Origin of the sequence: Rhodobacter sp. SGA-6-6 (genome assembly GCF_011043545.1) — a bacterium.
In the GTDB taxonomy this organism is placed as follows: domain Bacteria; phylum Pseudomonadota; class Alphaproteobacteria; order Rhodobacterales; family Rhodobacteraceae; genus Pseudogemmobacter.
Genome location: NZ_JAAKGP010000005.1, coordinates 98353 through 116670 on the forward strand (window position 1 = coordinate 98353; position 18318 = coordinate 116670).

Here is an 18318-nt window from a genome sequence, read left to right on the forward strand (position 1 = left end):
GTTGGTTGCTGAGGGTCGTTCTTGCTTAGGCGAGGATCAGGCTCTTCTCGGGGGGCCATCCGATCCACAGGGGCGCGGTCGTCTGCGCGAAGCGGGCCGCCCATTCGGCGGCATTCATCTGCAGGACGACATCGGCGCGCTGGTCGCCCGTGGTCACGAGGTCGACCAGCACGCTTGCGCCGTGATAGGCGGTGCCGCGCAGCGCGACCGCGACCCGGTTCTGCGCCTGCGGCGGCTCGGCGTCGTAAAGCGTGGCGTGTTCCGGGCGGATGCCGATCTTGGAAAAGCCGGGCTTGCCACCCGCGGCCCGCAGCAGGTTTCCCTCGAACAGGCCGGATACCCCGGCGGGCCCGTGCTGCTGGCCGGTGACGGGAAAGAGGTTCAGCTGGCCGAGGAATTTCGCCACGAACTCGGTGCCGGGGGCGTCGTAGACCTGTTCCGGCGTGCCGATCTGCTGCACCCTGCCGCCGTCGAAGATCGCCACCCGGTCGGACATGGACAGCGCCTCGCTCTGGTCGTGGGTGACGAAGACGAAGGTGCTGCCGAATTCGCGGTGGATGCGCTTGACCTCGAACTGCAGCTGTTCGCGCAGGTTCTTGTCCAGCGCCGAGAACGGCTCGTCCAGCAGCAGCAGCGCCGGTGAGAAGATCAGCGCCCGCGCCAGCGCCACCCGCTGCTGCTGCCCGCCCGAAAGCTGGCGCGGATATTTCCGTGCATGGTCTTCCAGCCCCACCCGGCGCACCACTTCGGCGACGCGCCGTTTCTGCTCGTCGGCGCGGATCTTGCGCACGCGCAGGGGGAAGGCGATGTTCTGCTCGACCGTCAGGTGCGGGAACAGGGCGTAGCCCTGGAACACCATGCCGAAGTTGCGGTCTTCCGGCGGGGTGAAGGTCAGGTCCTTGCCGCCCATGACCAGCTGCCCCTCGGTGGCGAAGTCGAAGCCGGCGAGGATGTTCAGGAAGGTCGACTTGCCCGATCCCGAAGGCCCCAGCAGCGTCAGGAACTCGCCCCGGCGGATCTGCAGGTTCACCCGTTCCAGCGCCGTGAACTCGCCGAAGCGCTTGGTGATGTCCTTCACCTCGATCTGGACCGTTCCTTCCGGCCCGGCGGGCGGGGTGACCAGGTCGCTGTCTTTGGCAGTCATGGAAGCAGGTCCCCCAACATGGTCAGCCTGAATGCAGGCCGGGCTCGATCCGGCATGGTCCCGCAGCGCCGGCCGTCCGGCGCTGCGGGCAGGTCTCAAAGCTCAAGGGCAACCTTGAACCCGTCGTAGATGGCCTCCTCGGCGGTTCTCGGGGTCAGGCAATCGCCGATGACGCGCACGTCGCCGGCATAGCCTTCCAGCTCGCGCTCCAGCTCGGACCGCGCCGCGGTGCCGTAGGCGAGGACCAGCGCATCGGCCTCCTCCAGGATGACGGGGGCGCCGGTGACCGTATCCTGAAGATAGACCGTGTTGTCGTCGTAGCCGTAGGGCCGGGTATAGGGGATCACCTCGACCCCCAGCTTGCGCAGCTCGCCGTTGGCGTGGTCGCGGACGTAAAGCGGCACCGTCTCGCCCGCCACGGTGCCGTTGACCGCCAGCCGGACCCGGCAGCCGTTCTGCGCCAGATGCATGGCGATGCCCATGCCGACCCAGTCGCAGCGCCAGTCCGCCACCACCACCGAGCCGCGGACCTGCTTCTCGCCCTTGAGGATCTCGGTCGCATAGACGACCGGCAGCCCGCCCATGCTTTCCAGATTGGGCATGTAGGGGGTGCCGCCGGTGGCAAGGATCACCGTGTCGGGCGCCTCGGCCTCGACCAGCGCGCGGGTCACCACCGTGTTGCGCACCACTTTGACCTGATGCAGGTCCAGCTCGCGCTTGAGGTTGGTGACCACGCCGCCGAATTCCATCCGCCCCGGCAATAGCTGCGCCAGCAGGACCTGGCCGCCGAGCTGGCCGCTGCCTTCGTAAAGCGTCACCTGATGGCCGCGCTGCGCGGCGATGACGGCGGCCTTCATGCCGCCGGGGCCGCCGCCCACCACCATGACCTTCCTGCGTGCCGCCGGGGCAGGGAGGCCGCGCAGCATCAGCTCGCGCCCGGTCGCGGGATGCTGGATGCAGGAGATCGGCGCGCCCTTGTGGAAATGCGCGATGCAGGCCTGGTTGCAGGCGATGCAGGCGCGGATGTCCTCCAGCCGGCCCTCGATCACCTTGTTGGGCATCTCGGGGTCGGCGATCATCGCGCGGGTCATCCCGCAGACATCGGCCTGGCCCGAGGCGATGATCGCATCCGCATCCTGCGGCTGGTTGATCCGCCCGGTCACGAAGACCGGGATCGAGGTCCGCTTCCTCACCTGCGCGGCAAGGGGGACGGTATAGCCGACCTGCTGGCTCATCGGCGGCACGATGTGCATCGCGCCGCCGATCGTGGCCGAGGAGCCGCCGACGATGTGGACATAGTCGAGTTGGCCGGACAGGGCCGCGATGGCCTCGCCCACCTCGTCGATGGTCAGGCCATGCTCGTCCATCTCGCTGCCCGAGATGCGCAGGCCGATCACGAAATCCTCGCCGGTCTTGGCCCGCACATCGGCGATCACCTCGCGCAGGAACCGCAGGCGGTTTTCCAGCGGGCCGCCGTATTCGTCCTTTCGCAGGTTCACGCGCGGGTTCAGGAACTGCGACGGCAGGTAGCCGTGGCTGGCGACGATCTCGGTCCCGTCCAGGCCCGCGACATGCAGGCGGCGCGCGGCATCGCCGTAGCCCGCGACGACGCTGCGCACCATCTGCAGGCTCATCGGGCGCGGCATCACGCTGAAGCGTTCGTTCGGGACGGCCGATGGCGCATAGGCCACGGCCATCATGCCGCCCTGCGCCTCGATGATCTCGCGGCCCGGGTGGAAGATCTGGCCGAAGATCGTGGTGCCGTAGCGATGCACCGTCTCGGCCAGCTTGCGGTAGCCGGGGATGCAGCCGTCGTCGGAGGCCATCAGGATGTGGTTGGTGTAGCGGGCCGACTCATGGACCCCCGCCACCTGGACCACGATCAGCCCGGCGCCGCCCTTCGCCCGGGCCTCGTGATAGGCGATCAGGGCATCGTTCACCAGGGCTTCGGTGGGAAGCGTGGTGTCGTGGCCGGTCGACATGATCCGGTTCTTCAGGGTGGCCCCCCTGATCTTCAGCGGTTCAAGCAGGTTGGGGCAGGGGGTCTGCCCCGGGGGCGATGTTGGCACGTCAGCTCTCCGGACCATGTTCCATGGCTACAGATATATTGGTCGTCAAAATAGTCAATTTTTTATGTGACAAGATTGTCGACAATAAGCTTTGGCCCTCAATTGCTGACCCGGGGCAAGGATCCTGCCGGCGGCAACGGTGCCGGACCGCCGTTCGTGACGCTGGATTTGCCGCCGTCCTTGGTCTGGCACCATCATCGTGAAGCCGCTGCACGAGTCGACCGACGAGGATTACGACCGGCTGATGGCGATCGACGTCCGGTCCTCCTTCATCGTCTGCCGCGAGGTGGTGGCGCAGATGCGGGAAAATGGCGGCGGCTCCATCGTCATCACCTCCTCCATCGGCGGCGAGAAGGGGTTCGCGCTGGAAAGCATCTACTGCATGTCGAAGGGCGCGGTGTTGCAGCTCGCCCGCTCCATCGCCATCGAATACCGCGACCAGGGCATCCGCGCCAATGCGATCTGCCCGGCCTTCGTCAAGACCGCCCATGGCCTGCGCGAGATCGAGGAGCTCGACGGGCTGGGGCAGAACTGGAACGAGGCCGACCTGCACGCGGTGCAGGGCCGGCTGTGCGAGCCGGAGGAGGTGGCCGCCGCCGCGCTGTGGCTGGCTTCGGACGAGGCCAGCTTCGTCAACGGCACCGCGCTTTACGTCGACAACGGCTGGTATGCCAAGGGCTGAGGCCCCCGGCGCCAGAAACCAGAAACAAGAGGGAGAAAGACCATGAAGACCATTCTCGCCACGGCCGCGGCCGCCGGTGTCGCGCTTGCCGCCCCGGCCTTCGCCTTCGAGCCGGAATCGGACCAGACCATCAAGCTGATGCAGGCCGACTGGACCTCGATGCTGGTCAATACCGAGATCCTGAACATCATCCTGTCGACCTACGGCTATGACGTCGAGAAGGTCATCGCCGACGACAGCGCCCGCTACCCGGGCTTCGAGAGCAGCGACCTGACCATGGCGGTGGAGACCTGGCAGACCACGCAGGACAAGGCCTCAAAGCCTCGGCCGGCACCGGCAAGGTGCTGGACATAGGCGAGCTTGGCCCCCACGCCCGCGAAGACTGGTGGTATCCGGCCTATATGGCCGAGCTTTGCCCCGGCCTCAGCCCCGTTCTGGAACGCCGCGGTCAGGTTCATCAATGGCGCTGTCGATGCTGGTCATCGCCGCGCTTGTCGGCACCCGCGAACTGGGGCAGGAGGTCTTCACCTCGCTGTCGCAGGGCCAGCCGGGGCCGGGGATCACCGCCGGCCTCTGCGTCGCCTGCATCGCGCTGATCGCCGATGCGCTGCTGAAATCCGGCGCGGCCCGTGCCGCAAGACATCAGGGAGAGGCCCATGCCTGACACCGCTTCGCGCCCCGTCGCCCTTTCGGCCGAAGGCGTCTGGAAGGTCTTCGGCACCGACGCCGCCGGTTTCCGCGCCCGCCCCGAAGCCGAGCGCAGCCCCGAGGCGATGGCCCGCGACCATCTGGTCGGCGCCGTCCGCGACGCCGGGTTCCAGATCGGCCGCGGCGAGGTCTTCGTCATCATGGGCCTGTCCGGCTCGGGCAAGTCCACTCTCATGCGCTGCCTGACCCGGCTGATCGAACCCTCCGAGGGCCGCATCCTCTTCGACGGGCAGGACATCCTGACCTTGGGCGAGAAGCCCTTGGCCGAGCTGCGCCGCAAGCGCATGGGCATGGTGTTCCAGCATTTCGCCCTGCTGCCAAACCGCACCGTGCTGGGCAACATCGCCTTCCCGCTGGAGATGCAGGGCATGGACCGCGACCGCGCCGAGGCCCGCGCGCGGGACCTGGCCGAGGTGGTGGGCCTCACGGGGCGCGAGCACCGCTTCCCGGCGGAACTGTCGGGCGGCCAGCAGCAGCGCGTCGGCATCGCCCGCTCCCTGACCACTGATCCGGAATTCTGGTTCCTGGACGAGCCCTTCTCGGCGCTGGATCCGCTGATCCGCGCCGACCTTCAGGCCGAGGTGCAGCGGCTGCAGCAGGAACACACCCGCACCACCATTTTCGTCACCCACGACCTCGACGAGGCGATCCGGCTGGCCGACCGGGTGGCGATCATGGAAAGCGGCAGGATCGTCCAGATCGGCACGCCCGAGGCGCTGGTGACGAAGCCCGCCACCGACTACTTCCGCCGCTTCGTCGCCAAGGTGCCGCCGGCGCGGGTGATCCGGGTCTCCTCGCTGATGACGTCGCCGGAAGGAGACATGGCGGGCGAGCCGGTCAGCGCCGACGCCACCATCGCCGAGATCGCCCCCCGCATCGTCGCCCCCGGCGGGCCGCTGCGCGTGCTGGATGGACAGGCCGCCCGGTCGGCGTGCTGGACCGGCAAAGCGCGCTGCAGACCTGGCCTCCGGGGTCTGACGCCTGCCGCGAAGGTGCGCGGCAGGCATCGGGTCGGGGCGGCTAGAACAGCGCCGCGGTCTTGACCAGCGTATACCAGGCGCCCCAGAGCACCGGGATGCCCACCGCCGCCCAGGCGAGAGCCGTGGTCAGGTCGAAGCGGCCGCGGCCGATGCCGAAGGAGCCGTGCTCGATGATCGCATCGGCCGAGGCGGTCCTGGCCTGAAGGGCGGCGACCTCTTCGGGCTTCATGAACCACTTGTCCTCCAGCGGCCGCACCAGAGCATTGGCGATCAGGCCGATCACCAGCATCCCGCAGAGGACATAGATCGTCGCGGCATAGGCATCGGCGCCCGCCAGCCCGCGGTCGACCTGATACTGCCGGATGTAGTTGACGACCACCGGCCCCAGGATGCCCGCGGTGGCCCAGGCGGTCAGCAGCCGGCCGTGGATCGCGCCGACGAACTGGGTGCCGAAGATGTCGGCGAGATAGGCCGGCACCGTCGAGAAGCCGCCGCCATACATCGACAGGATGATGCAGAAGGCGGCGACGAACATCAGCTGGTTGCCCATATGCGCGAAGGTGGGCGCCGAGGCGTAGAGCAGGATGCCGAGGATGAAGAACACGTAATAGGTGTTCTTCCGCCCCAGCCGGTCCGAGATCGAGGCCCAGAAGAACCGCCCCGCGATGTTGAACAGCGACAGCAGCGAGGTGAAGCCCGCGGCGATGCCGGCGATCTGCAGCTTCTGGTCGGCGTTCAGCTCGGCGAAGCTCAGCTCCGGCAGGCCGATCAGGCGGCCGGCGAAGATTTCCTGCAACAGCGGAGAGGCGGCGCCGAGGATGCCGATCCCGGCCGAGACGTTCATGCAAAGCACGATCCAGATCAGCCAGAACTGCCGGGTCTTGTGCGCGTCGCGCAGGTGGACGTGATGCTCGGTGATCATCGCGCCGGCCTTCTTCGCCGGCGGGGTCCAGCCCTCGGGGCGCCAGCCGGCCGGCGGGATGCGGTAGCCGAAGGCGCCCGACAGCATGAAGACCAGATAGACTGCCGCCATGACCAGGAAAGTCTCCCACACGCCGGGGGTGGTGTCGGTCTTGAAGGCCTCCATCAGCTTCTGCGCCAAGGGCGAGCCGACCATGGCGCCGCCGCCGAAGCCCATGATCGCCATGCCGGTCGCCATGCCGCGCCGGTCGGGGAACCATTTGATCAGGGTTGAGACGGGGGAGATATAGCCGAGGCCAAGGCCGATGCCGCCGATGAAGCCCGCGCCCAGCCACATGAGCCACAATTGATGGGTGACGACGCCGAGCGCGGCGATGGCGATGCCGCCGCACCAGCACAGCGCCGAGACGACGCCGGCCTTGCGCGGGCCGACATGCTCCAGCCAGCCGCCCCAGATCGCGGCGGAAGAACCGAGGAGCAGGAAGAACAGCGTGAACATCCAGCCGAGATCGGCCATGCGCCAGTTGCATTCGGTGGTGAAAAGCGCGGTCATCAGGCCCATGTCGGCGCAGGCCGCAGGCGTCTCGCCCGGGATGGCGGTGGTCAGCGGCAGCCAGAAGACCGAGAAGCCATAGGCCATGCCGATGCAGAGATGGATCGCCAGTGCGGCGGGCGGCACCAGCCAGCGGTTGAACCCGGGGCGCGCCACGATCCTTTCCTTGTCGAGAAGCCCGGCCCGGCCCCCGGAATATCCTTCGGTGATTGCTGTCATTCTCTCCCTCCCTTGCCCTCGACGGGGCGATTGGCGAAGGGGTCTTCCGGTGGCTCCATGGCCGCGCTTCGCGGCCCTCTCCTTCCCCCGGAGACGCTCCCTCATGGGGTAGGTATGCGCAATTCGTGCCAGCGGATGGCCTTGCGCCTTTTCAACGGGTTGGCGGGATATTTCCGATCACGCAGGGACAGATTGTCCCGCAGGCCCGGACAGAATGTCCGTCAGTCCGTGGCGGGCAGCCAGAGGGTGAAGGTGGTGCCCTGGCCCTCGGTGCTGGCCGCAGAGATGTCGCCGCCCTGCCGGTCCACCAGCGTCCGGCAGATCGACAGGCCGAGGCCGGTGCCGCCGCCGTCCGCCCGGGTGGTGAAGAACGGCTCGAAGATGCGTGACAGGGTTTCCGCATCCATCCCGCCGCCGGTGTCGGAGACCGCGATCTCTACCCCCGGCACGCCGTTGCGGTCGGCGTCGCTGAGCCACACCACGATCTCGCCGCCGCCGGGCATGGCATGGACGGCGTTGACGATCAGGTTGACCATCACCTGCTGCAACTCGGTGCGGTTCATCAGCACCTGCCGGCTGGACTGCCCGTCCTGCCGCAGGGTCACGTCGCTGCGCGTCAAGAGGTGGCGCACCAGCGGCAGGCAGTCGGCCACCGCGTCGCGCGGGTCGGTGCGGGTGGCCCAGCCGGCATATTCCTCGGGCCGGGCGAATTGCAGCAGGCGGTTGACGATCTGGCTGATCCGCTGGATCTGCTCGTCCATCAGGCGGAACTCGGTGGCGGCGCGGGCGGCGCCGTCGCCCATGATCTCGCGCAAAAGGTCCAGATTGCCCTGGATCACCGCCACCGGATTGTTGATCTCATGCGCCGCCGCCGCGGTGATCTCGCCGATGGTGGCCAGCTTTTCCGACACGATCAGCTTGCGCGTGGTTTCCTCGACCCTTGCGTTCAGCTCCTCGTTCCACTGGCGCAGTTCGGCGTCGCGCTCCTGGATCAGGTCCAGCAGGTGGTCCAGGTGGTCGGCCACGCGCCCCACCTCGTCGCCCCGGCTCTGCACGCCGGTGCGCGCGCCCAGATCGCCGGCCTCGACCCGGGCGATGGTGCCGCTCATCTTCTCCAGCGGCTGGAAGACGCCGCTGGCCCACTTCAGGAACACCGGGATGGAGACCGCGGTGACGGCCAGGAAGCCCAGGCCCACCAGCCACAGGGTCGTGCGCTTGGCAGCGGCGAAGGGGGCCTCCAGGAAGCCGACGTAGAGCATCCCCACCCGTTGGCCTGCCGTGTCGACGATGGGCTCGTAGGCCGAGATATAGCGGTCGTTCACCACGAAGGCGCTGTCGAGCCAGGTCTCGCCCCGGCCCAGGACCTGTTCGCGCACCTCGGCCGAAACCCTGGTGCCGAGCGCCCGCGTCCCCTCGAACAGGCGGACATTGGTCGAGATGCGCACGTCTTCCAGGAACAGCGTCGCGGTGCCCGCGCTGCCTTCGGGCAGGCTGCCGGCGCGGTAGACCAGATCGTTGATCGTGTCGATGAAGACGAGGTTCTGGTTCAGCAGCAGCCCGCCCACCAGGATGCCGGGCCGCCCGTCGGCCAGCGTGACGGGGGCGGCGGAGAGGACGACCATGCCCCGGTCCTCCTCGGTCCGGTCGGTCGGCACGGCATTCGGCGTCGGCACCAGCGGCACCCGCGCCCGCGCCGCCAGATCCGGGGACAGAAGCGCGAGATCGGCATTGGCGAAGATCTCGATGCCGGTTCCGGCGCGGCCTTGCAGCACGGCCTCGATCAGCGGACCCTTCGGCGCCGGCCGCGCCTCGGCCGGGCTGACCGCGACCGGCCGGCCGGCGGCATCGGCGACATAGAGGAAGTCGAGCGCCATCTCCGCCCGCTGCTCCTCCAGGAGCGGCGCGGGATCGGCGGCGGCGGCGAAATCGACCGACCGGCCCAGGGCCTCCACCCGCTCGCCGGTGGTCTCCAGGATGCGCGCCAGATATTGCCGGGCGACGGTCAGGTCGCTGTTGACCTTGGTCGCCAGCAGGTCGTCGAACTTGCCCTGCCAGCGCAGCATCGTGCCGCCCAGCAGCAAGGGCAGGATCACCAGCGTCGGCAAGAGCGCGATGGCCAGCAGACGGTGGCGAACCGACCGCGCGCGCGGAGGGGCGGCGCGCTCAGCCATTCCCGCCCTGAAGCCGCCGGTCGATGGTCTTGCGCGAGATGCCCAGCCGGGCGGCGGCGGCCTCGCGGTCGCCGTCGCAGGCGGCCAGCGCGGCGAGGATCGCCCTGCGCTCCATCGCTGCCAGCGTCTCGGGCTGGGTCGCCGCCGGTGGGGCCGGGGTCTCCGCGCCGAAGCCGCCGAGGATCAGCGCCCGCTCGATGGTGTTGCGCAACTCGCGCACATTGCCCGGCCAGCGATAGGCGGCGAAGCCGGCGCGGACCGCCGGCGGGATCGGCACCGCCGGCATCCCCAGCTGGCGCGACAGCTTTTCCATGAACAGCGTGGCAAGGTCCTGCACGTCCTCGCCCCTGTCGCAGAGCGGCGGCATGTGGATCGACATCACGTTGATGCGGTAGAGCAGGTCGGCGCGGAAGCGGCCCTCGGCCACCGCCCGGTTCAAATCGCTGTTGGTGGCGAAGACCAGCCGCACGTCCACCGGCACCTCGCGCTCGGACCCCAGCGGGCGGATGCGCCGGTCCTCCAGCACCCGCAGCAGCTTGGCCTGCGCGGGCAGCGGCAGTTCGCCGATCTCGTCCAGGAACAAAGTGCCGCCGCGGGCGTGCAGGAACAGCCCCTCGCGGCTTTGATGCGCGCCGGTGAAAGCGCCCTTCATATGGCCGAACAGCTCGGTCTCCACCATGTCCGGCGGGATCGCGGCGCAGTTCACCGGCACGAAGGGCCGTGCCGCGCGGGGCGACAGTTCGTGGATCATCCGCGCCGCCACCTCCTTGCCGGTGCCCGACTGCCCGGTCAGCAGCACCGAGGAGGGAAGCGGCGCGACCCGCCCGATCATGTCGCGGATCGCCTTGATCGCGGGCGATTCGCCGATCAGCTGGTTGCGCAGCAGGATATGGTCGGAACTGGTCCGCAACTCGTGGCGCAGGACATGGTTCTCGCGCTCCAGCCGGGCGCGCTCCAGGCAGCGGGTGACGGCGTTCAGGATCTGGTTCGACCGGAAGGGCTTCAAGAGGAAATCCGAGGCCCCGGCCTGCAACGCCTGGATTGCGGTTTCCAGATCGGCATAGGCGGTGATCAGGATCGAGGGCGGGAAATAGCCCGAAGCCCGCTGCGCCGCCAGCCATTCCACCCCGCGCCGCCCGTCCATCACATTGTCCAGGATCACCACGTCATGATGGCCCGTGGCCAGCATCTCGGCCGCCTGCGCGGTGTCCGGCGCCGTTTCGACCGAGCGGCAGCGGCTGGCGAGGGTGCGCTGCAGGAAATGCCGCATCCCCGGCTCGTCGTCCACCACCAGGACCGAGGCCTGGGCCAGCACCTCGCCGAAATCGGCGGCCGGGCCGCGCTCGACCGCCCTGGCTTGCGTCGTCATGGCTCTCCTTCCGGCGGCCCCTCCCGGCCCCCTGCGGCCCGGAGCCTTGCATCCCGCGCGCGTCCGGGCAAGCATTCTGTCGGGGGGCAGGGGATGCTGACGACCACACCCAGGACGGGACCGCGGCTGACGGCGGGGCTTGCGCAGGCGATCTCGCTTCTGTCGCTGACGGCGGGCGAGCTGGCGGTGCGGCTGGCGGTCGAGGCGGCGGGGAATCCGGCGCTGCGGCTGGTCCCGCCGGCCGAGGGGCCTTGGCGGCCGCTGTTCGACCCCGAGGGCGTGGCGGCGCCCTCGGGCAGCCTGATCGCGCATGTGCTGGCGCAGATCGCGGCGATGCGGCTTCCTCCGCGCCCGCTTGCCATCGCGCTGGCCCTTGCCGAGGGGCTGGAGCCGACCGGCTGGCTCGGCCCCGCGCCGGCGGCGGTGGCCCGCGCCTGCGGCGTGGCCGAGGCCGAGGTGCTGGCGGTATTGGCGCGTTTGCAGCGGATCGAGCCGGGCGGGCTGTTCGCGCGCACGCTGGCGGAATGCCTGCGCCTGCAAGCCGCGGCGGCGGGCGACCTGACCCCGGCGGTCGGCGCGGTGCTGGACCATCTGGCGCTGCTGGCGCGGGGCGACCTGGCCGCCATCGCCCGGGCGACCGGCCGGCCCGAGGCAGAACTGGCGCAGGCGGCCCGCCTGATCCGCGGTCTGAACCCCAAGCCGGGGCTGGTCTTCGAGGGGCCGATGCCGCCGCCGCCTCCGCCCGATCTGCTGGCGCGGCGGACCCCGGGCGGCTGGGACGCCGTGGCCAATCCGGCGACGGTCTCGGTCGAGACGGTGCCGGGCCGGGGCGATGCCGCCGCGGCGGCCGGGATCGGCCGGGCGGTCGAGCAGCGCAGGCGGGTCGCGGCGATGGTCGGCACGATCCTGCTGCGGCATCAGGCGGGCTGGCTGGACGGCGGCGACCCCGCGCCGCTGGCGACGCAGGCGCTGGCAGCCGCGGCGGGCCTGCATGTCGCCACCGTGAACCGCCTGCTGCGCGGGATCAGCATCCGCACTCCGCGCGGCACCCTGCCGCTGCGCGCGCTCGCCCCCCGGCCCGTCCGCCCGGACGGCCCCGCCGCCGAGACCGTGAAGCGGCGCCTGGCCGAGTTGCTGCGCCACGCCGGAGGGACGCGTCCCAGCGACGCCCGGCTGGCGGCGCAGCTGCAGGCCGAGGGGCTGGCCGTGGCCCGGCGGACGGTGGCGAAGTATCGCGCGGCCCTCGGGGGGCGGATCTGAGCCCGCGCGGACAGCCGGCCGGCGCTACCGGCCGCGCCGTCCCAGAAGCGCGGCGAGGGTGACATCGGCCAGTCGGCCGAACGGCGCGCGCAGCAGGCTCGGCATGTTCCAGCGGCCCTGGGCGAAGACGCCCTTGGCGTGGCTCATGGCGCGGAAGCCCTCGATGCCGTGGTAGGCGCCCATCCCGCTGGCACCGATGCCGCCGAAGGGCAGGTCGTCCTGCGCCACATGGATCAGCGTGCTGTTGATCCCGACATTGCCTGAAGTGGTGCGGGCCAGCAGCGCCTCGCAATCGGCATCCCGCGGCCCGAACCAGTAAAGCGCCAGCGGGCGCGGGCCGGCGTTCACCTGGGCGATCGCCTCGTCGATGCTGCGATAGGTCCGCACCGGCAGGAGGGGGCCGAAGACCTCGTCCCGCATCACCGCGCAGTCGTCGCCCGCGCCGAGGATCAGCGTGGGCGCCAGGGTGCGCGGACGGCCCGCGGCGCTGTCCGGCTTCACGCCCACCTCGATCACCCTTGCGCCCTTGCTCCGGGCCTCCTCGATCAGGGCCTTCAGCCGGTCGAAATGCCGGTCGCTGACGATGGAGGTATAATCCGCGCCGGTCGGCCCCTCGGGGTAGAAGCGGGCGACAGTGGCGCCGTAGAGCGTCACGAAGGCGTCCAGGTCGTCCTCGTGCACCAGCGCGTAATCCGGCGCCACGCAGGTCTGGCCGGCGTTCGACAGCTTGCCGAAGACGATGCTGCCCAGCGTGGCCGCGTCTGCATGGCCGCGGGCGACGATGGCCGGGCTCTTGCCGCCCAGTTCCAGCGTCACCGGCACCAGATTGGCGCTGGCCGCCTGCATGACCTTGCGCCCCACCGCGGTGCTGCCGGTGAAGAACAGATGGTCGAAGGGCAGGGCGCTGAAGGCCGCCCCGGTCTCGGGTCCGCCGAGGATGGTGGCGACCTCCTCGGGCGGAAAGGCCGCGGCCAGCAGGTCGCGAAGCGCCGCGCCGGTGCGCGGGGTGAATTCCGAGGGCTTCAGCATCGCCCGGTTGCCGGCGGCCAGCGCGGTGGCCAGCGGAATCAGGGTCAGCGCGACGGGATAGTTCCAGGGCGCCATCACGCCGATCACGCCCTTGGGCTGGTATTCCACCCAGGCCCGGCCGCTGCGGTAGGTCAGCGCCACATGCCGGCGGTCCGGCCGCATGAAGCGGCGCAGCCTGCGGGTCAGGTAGTCGATGGCCTGCACCACGACGACCAGTTCCAGGATGTCGGTCTCGTGCCGCGAGCGGTGGCCGAAATCCGCGTCGACCGCCTGCTGCAGGGTGCGCCGATGCGCCAGCACCGCGGCGCGCAGCCGTTTCAGCCGCTGCCGGCGCAGGGCCAGGCCGGGCGGCCCGTCGCGGAGGAAGGCGCTGCGCTGGCGGTCGAGCAGCGCCGCCATGGCGGGGGTCTGGTCTTCGGTGGTCACGTCGCATCTCCGGCAAGCTCCGGCCATCATCTCACCCCTCGGCCCGGCCGGACAGCCCCCGCTTGTCCCGGGGTTTCTTACCCGCGGAACCCGCCCTCCTTCAGGAACCGCGCCTCCTCGGGCGTGGTCTCGCGGCCGAGGATCGGGTTGCGGTGCGGGAAGCGGCCGAAGCGGCGGATGATGTCGCGGTGGCCCTCGGCATGGGACAGCCAGGGCTGGCCGAGGCGGCGGTTCAGGCGGACGGCGGTGTCCTGATCGGCCATGTCCTCGGAATGCGAGAAGGGCAGGGCGAGGAACAGCCGCAAGCCCGGGTCGAGGCGGTCCATGTGGCCGCGCGCCTCGGCCTCGCGGGCCAGCGCCCGGGCCTGCGGGTCGGTGGCATACATCCGCGCCGTGCCGCGGAAGGCGTTGCGGGGGAACTGGTCCAGAAGGATCATCAGCGCCAGCGCCCCCTCCGGCGTGGCGATCCAGCCGTCGCAATCCCCCGCCGCCGCCCGGTCGTGCAGCGGCAGGAAGCGGTCGCGGAAGGCGCGGTCGAAGGCGGGACGCTGGGCGAACCAGTCGCCGGTCCCGCCCGCCGCGCGCCACCAGTCCACCACCTCGGCCGGCTGCGCCAGAAGCGCGGTCAATGCCCGCCCTCCGCCCGCCCGGCATTGCCGATCAAGAGGCCCGCCCCGGCCTCGACAGTGCCGGCCACGGTCTCCAGCGCGAACCGCTCGCGGTCGCGCTCGCGGACCTGGCGCATCAGCCCGGCAGCCTCCTCGGGGCCGTCGCCGAGTCGCTCCAGCGCCTCGCGGCCCATCTCCAGCGCGCTCTCGAAGGTTTCGCGGACCTGCCAGTCGGCCCCGGCAGCGACCAGTTCCAGCGCGTGCTCGCGGTCGAAGGCGCGGGCCAGCACCGGCACCAGCGGGTATTCGTGCTTGATCAGCTCCACCATCCGCGTCACCGCCGCGCGGTCGTCGGCGGCGGCGACGATCAGGCTGGCATTGCCTGCCCCCGCGGCGTGCAGGATGTCCATCCGCGCGCCGTCGCCATACCAGACCTTGAAGCCGAAGTCCTGCGCGTCGCGGATCGCCTGCGGGTCGCTGTCGATGATCGAGACCGAATGCCCGCGCGCCAGCAGCGGCTGGCTGACGATCTGCCCCACCCGGCCGAAGCCGATCAGCAGCACCCGGCCCGACAGGCCCGCGGCGGCCTCCACCCCTTCCATCGAGGCGGCGGGCTTCGGCGCCAGCCGCCCGTGCAGAAGGATCATCAGCGGCGTCAGCACCATCGACAGGATGATGATCGCGGTCAGGTTGGCGTTCCATTCCGGGGTCAGGATGCCGGACTGCGTGGCGGCGGCGTAGAGGACGAAGGCGAATTCGCCGCCCTGCGCCATCAGCACCGCGCGCTCCAGCGCCTCGTCGCCGGGGGCCTTGGCGAGGCGGGCGACGACATAGATCACCAGCATCTTCAGCGCCATGAAGGCAGGGACCGAGATCGCGATCACCGCCCAGTTGGCGGCGATGATGCGCAGGTCCAGCGCCATGCCGACGCCCAGGAAGAACAGGCCGAGGAGAAGGCCCCGGAACGGCTCCACATCCGCCTCCAGCTGGTGGCGGAACGAGGATTCCGACAGCAGCACCCCGGCGAGGAAGGCCCCCATCGCCATCGACAGCCCGCCCGCCTGCATCAGCACAGCGGCGCCGAGCACCACCAGCAGCGCCGCCGCCGTCATCACCTCGCGCGCGCCGAAGCGGGCCAGCAGCCGGAACATCGGGTCCAGCAGCCAGCGCCCGGCGGCGACCAGCGCCGCGATGGCGGCAAGGCCGATGGCCACGCCCTGCAGCCGGTCGGAGAGCGTGGCCTCCGCCCCGCCGGGGGCGAGGAAGGCGACGATGGCCAGCAGGGGCACGATGGCCAGGTCCTCGAACAGCAGGATGGCGATCATCCGCCGGCCCCTGGGCTGTGCCATCTCGCCCCGTTCCTGCAGCATCTGCATGACGATGGCGGTGGAGGTCAGCACGAAGCCGGTGCCGGCGACGAAGCTCGCCTCCACCGGATAGCCGAGCGCGATGCCGACCCAGATCAGGGTGAAGATCGCCAGGCAGACCTGAAGCGCGCCCAGTCCGAAGATCTCTCCCCGCATCGACCACAGACGGGAAGGCTGCATCTCCAGTCCGATGATGAACAGGAACAGCACCACGCCCAGTTCGGCGACATGGATGACCGACTGCGCGTCGTGGAAGAAGCCGAGTCCCCAAGGGCCGATCGCCAGCCCCGCCGCCAGATAGCCCAGGACGGACCCCAGCCCGATGCGCCGGAACAGCGGCACGGCCACGACCGCCGCGGCCAGCAGGACGACGACGGGGCCAAGGTCGAAGGCGTGATGCGCGCTCTCGGCGGCGGCAAGCGGGTCGGACATGGATCGGCCTTTCGGGGACGGTGGCGAAGACAGGAATATCGCGGATCGGCCCCGCCACGAGGGGGAAATCGGGGGCCGCCGCGGAAAGGAAAGCGGCCCGGCCTCTGGGGATGGCCGGGCCAGTCGGGCGGCTACTTGGTGGTGTAGCCGCCGTTGACGAGGATCGTCTGGCCCGTCATCCACCAACCCTCGGTGACGAGGAAGCGGATCCAGGGCGCGATGTCCTCGATGTCGGTGAGGCCGGTCTTCGAGAAGGGCGACAGCGCGGCGGCGGTCTTGTGGTAGGCTTGGGCCTCGGGCGTCTCCTGCCCGTAGAAGAAGGGCGTATCCATCGGGCCGGGGCCGATGGCGGTGACGGAAATCCCGCGCTCGCCGAATTCCTTCGAGGCCGCGCGGGTGAAATGCTCCACCGGCGCCTTGGTGCCGGCATAGCTGGAATAGAACGGCGTGTAGGCCCCCAGCAGCGAGGTGACCAGCGTGCAGATCGCGCCGTTGTCGTTCACCGCCTTGCCGGCCTCCTTCAGGAAGAAGAAGGCGGATTTGGCGTTGACCGCGCTCATCTCGTCGTATTCGGCCTCGGTGATCTCGGCCATCGGCTTCTTCAGCACCTTGCCGACGGTATTGACGGCGATGTCGGGACGGCCGACGGCGACCACGGCATCGGCGAGCAGCTTCTCTACCGCGCCCGCCGTGGTCAGGTCGGCCCGGATCGCCACCGCCTGCGCCCCCGCCGCCCGCACCGCCGCGACGGTCGCCTCGGCCTCGGCGGCGCTGGCCGGGCTGTTGTAATGGATCGCCACCGCCTTCGCGCCCTGCGCCGCGAAATCCCGCGCCAGCAGGCCGCCCAGGTTCTTGGCCCCGCCGGCGATCAGGACGGTCTTGTCCTTGAGGGTTCTGCTCGTCATGGCACTCTCCTTTGTCTTGCGTTGCCGGGGCAATTTATGTTCTGGAGATTCCCAATAAATCCGGCGATCCTGACTTCACCTGTCGGGGATTGCGAACAATGGACCGGATCGAGCTTTACCGCATCTTCACCCGGGTGGTCGAAACCCGCAGCTTCACCCGGGCGGCGGACAGCCTGCAGATGCCGCGCTCCAGCGTCTCCACCGCCATCGCCGGGCTGGAGGCACGGCTGGGGGTGCGGCTCCTGCACCGGACGACGCGGGCGGTCGCCGCCACCGACGAGGGCGAGGAATTCTACGACCGCTGCCTCGGCTTCCTGGCCGAGAGCGAGGAGATGGAAACCATGTTCCGCGCCGCCGCGCGCCGGATCGAGGGGCGCATCCGCGTCGACGTGCCGGGCCGGATCGGCCGGCTGATCCTGGCGCCGGCGCTGCCGGAGTTCCTGGCGCTGTGGCCCGGCCTCCGGGTGGAACTGGGGATGACCGACCGCGCCGTCGATCTGGTGGGCGAGCGGGTGGACATCGCCCTGCGCGTCGGCCCGCTGCCCGATTCCGGCCTGCGCGCCCGCCGCCTGGGCGAGATCGCCCAGATCAACGTGGCCAGCCCGGCCTATCTGGCGCAGCAGGGCACGCCGCTTGCGCCCGCCGACCTGGACCGGCACCGGCAGGTCGCCTATGCCTCGCCCTCGACCGGGCGGGTGGCGGACTGGGAATGGCTGGAGGGCGGCCGGGTGCAGACCCGCCCGGTGCCCTGGCGGGTCAGCGCCAACAGTGCCGAGGGCTATATCGCCTGCGCGCTGGCCGGGATGGGGCTGATCCAGATCCCGGCCTATGACGTGGCCCACCACCTTGCCGCCGGGGACCTGGTGGAGGTCCTGCCCGATCACCGGCCCGGCCCGATGCCGATGCACCTGCTGTTCCCCGGCTCCCCCCGCAGCCCGCGCCGCCTGACGGCCTTCGCGGACTGGATGGAGGAGGTGCTGCGCCGCAGCCTGCACCGGAGCGCGGTGCCGCGGCGGCCGTGAGCCTGCGCCGCCCCCGGGTTCAGCTTCTTGCGCGGTTGCGCCCGGGGTCGTGGACGGGCAGGGCGACCACCGCGCCAGGGGAGCCTGCCGCCGAGACCATGGTTCCGGGGCGGGGCCCTCCCGGATCAGCGCCTGCAACAGCGCCCGCGACTTCGGGCCCTGCACCGAGACCTGCGCGAATTCGGTCCGGCATTCCCGCACCCGCACCCCCGGCCCGGCGGCGGCCGCAAGATCTTCGCCCAGCTGCGGGTTGGCGCCCATCACCATCACCCGTCCGGGGCCGTGGAAGAACACCGTGCAATCGTCGATCATGCAGCCGTCGGCGCCGGCCGGGCCGGGCCGATCATCCGCCACCATTTTGCGAATGATTTGCAGTTGCACTATCCGCCGGACCCGCTATAGATGTTGCAACTCATTCGCAACTGCCGGGTTGAACCCGGTGGCGATCTTGCC

Annotated in this window: 15 protein-coding genes and 1 pseudogene; 6 read left to right on the top strand and 10 right to left on the bottom strand. The window is 70.3% G+C overall.

What is annotated here, in order from left to right:
• Positions 1–25: 25 nt before the first annotated feature.
• On the bottom strand, positions 26–1144 hold the full coding sequence (locus G5B31_RS11090) for an ABC transporter ATP-binding protein (protein ID WP_165017428.1): 1119 nt from the start codon (positions 1142–1144) through the stop codon (positions 26–28).
• A gap of 95 nt (positions 1145–1239) precedes the next feature.
• Entirely contained in the window at positions 1240–3213 is a 1974-nt protein-coding gene (locus G5B31_RS11095; RefSeq protein ID WP_346763907.1) for an FAD-dependent oxidoreductase, read from the bottom strand.
• A gap of 199 nt (positions 3214–3412) precedes the next feature.
• Here G5B31_RS11095 and G5B31_RS11100 point away from each other — a divergent pair, with 199 nt between their 5' ends.
• The 4 genes from G5B31_RS11100 (at position 3413) to G5B31_RS11115 (ending at position 5646) form a co-directional block, all read left to right on the top strand.
• Positions 3413–3895, top strand: a complete 483-nt coding sequence (locus G5B31_RS11100; protein ID WP_205911895.1) for an SDR family oxidoreductase — start codon at positions 3413–3415, stop codon at positions 3893–3895.
• Between the two features lie 42 nt (positions 3896–3937).
• A complete protein-coding gene (locus G5B31_RS11105; RefSeq protein WP_205911896.1) occupies positions 3938–4249 on the top strand; it encodes a glycine betaine ABC transporter substrate-binding protein in 312 nt (103 codons plus the stop codon).
• A 106-nt stretch (positions 4250–4355) separates the two neighbouring features.
• A complete protein-coding gene (locus tag G5B31_RS11110; RefSeq protein WP_205911897.1) occupies positions 4356–4559 on the top strand; it encodes a hypothetical protein in 204 nt (67 codons plus the stop codon).
• On the top strand, positions 4552–5646 hold the full coding sequence (locus tag G5B31_RS11115) for an ATP-binding cassette domain-containing protein (protein ID WP_240904373.1): 1095 nt from the start codon (positions 4552–4554) through the stop codon (positions 5644–5646). Before G5B31_RS11110 ends, G5B31_RS11115 begins: the two co-directional genes overlap by 8 nt.
• Here the strand turns inward: G5B31_RS11115 and G5B31_RS11120 are convergent.
• The 3 genes from G5B31_RS11120 to G5B31_RS11130 all read right to left on the bottom strand — a co-directional run bounded on the left by G5B31_RS11120 (position 5624) and on the right by G5B31_RS11130 (position 10816).
• Complete coding sequence (locus tag G5B31_RS11120) at positions 5624–7276, bottom strand: OFA family MFS transporter (protein ID WP_165017434.1); 1653 nt, start codon at positions 7274–7276, stop codon at positions 5624–5626. The two genes, G5B31_RS11115 and G5B31_RS11120, sit on opposite strands and share 23 nt — an antisense overlap.
• A 221-nt stretch (positions 7277–7497) precedes the next feature.
• Positions 7498–9447 (bottom strand): cache domain-containing protein, encoded by a 1950-nt coding sequence (locus tag G5B31_RS11125; protein ID WP_165017437.1) that lies wholly within the window; start codon positions 9445–9447, stop codon positions 7498–7500.
• The gene (locus tag G5B31_RS11130) at positions 9440–10816 is read right to left on the bottom strand and encodes a sigma-54 dependent transcriptional regulator (RefSeq protein WP_165017440.1); all 1377 of its coding nucleotides are present in this window, start codon (positions 10814–10816) and stop codon (positions 9440–9442) included. The genes G5B31_RS11125 and G5B31_RS11130 overlap by 8 nt, the downstream gene beginning before the upstream one ends.
• A 93-nt stretch (positions 10817–10909) precedes the next feature.
• Between G5B31_RS11130 and G5B31_RS11135 the strand changes: the two genes are divergently transcribed.
• Complete coding sequence (locus G5B31_RS11135) at positions 10910–12076, top strand: RNA polymerase sigma-54 factor (protein WP_165017443.1); 1167 nt, start codon at positions 10910–10912, stop codon at positions 12074–12076.
• A gap of 24 nt (positions 12077–12100) precedes the next feature.
• On the opposite strand, the gene G5B31_RS11140 is transcribed toward G5B31_RS11135, so the two are convergent.
• The 4 genes from G5B31_RS11140 to G5B31_RS11155 all read right to left on the bottom strand — a co-directional run bounded on the left by G5B31_RS11140 (position 12101) and on the right by G5B31_RS11155 (position 16843).
• A complete protein-coding gene (locus G5B31_RS11140) occupies positions 12101–13531 on the bottom strand; it encodes a coniferyl aldehyde dehydrogenase (protein ID WP_346763908.1) in 1431 nt (476 codons plus the stop codon).
• 77 nt (positions 13532–13608) lie between these two features.
• Positions 13609–14160, bottom strand: a complete 552-nt coding sequence (locus G5B31_RS11145) for a DUF924 family protein (protein ID WP_165017446.1) — start codon at positions 14158–14160, stop codon at positions 13609–13611.
• On the bottom strand, positions 14157–15938 hold the full coding sequence (locus G5B31_RS11150) for a monovalent cation:proton antiporter-2 (CPA2) family protein (protein WP_165017449.1): 1782 nt from the start codon (positions 15936–15938) through the stop codon (positions 14157–14159). The genes G5B31_RS11145 and G5B31_RS11150 overlap by 4 nt, the downstream gene beginning before the upstream one ends.
• A 131-nt stretch (positions 15939–16069) precedes the next feature.
• Positions 16070–16843, bottom strand: a complete 774-nt coding sequence (locus tag G5B31_RS11155) for an SDR family oxidoreductase (RefSeq protein WP_165017452.1) — start codon at positions 16841–16843, stop codon at positions 16070–16072.
• 98 nt (positions 16844–16941) lie between these two features.
• Here G5B31_RS11155 and G5B31_RS11160 point away from each other — a divergent pair, with 98 nt between their 5' ends.
• Positions 16942–17865: a LysR family transcriptional regulator gene (locus tag G5B31_RS11160; protein ID WP_165017455.1), complete on the top strand. Its 924-nt coding sequence runs from the start codon at positions 16942–16944 to the stop codon at positions 17863–17865.
• A gap of 129 nt (positions 17866–17994) precedes the next feature.
• Here G5B31_RS11160 and G5B31_RS21505 read toward each other — a convergent pair.
• A pseudogene (locus tag G5B31_RS21505) lies at positions 17995–18222 on the bottom strand (hypothetical protein); the annotation flags it as partial.
• Positions 18223–18318: the final 96 nt, after the last annotated feature.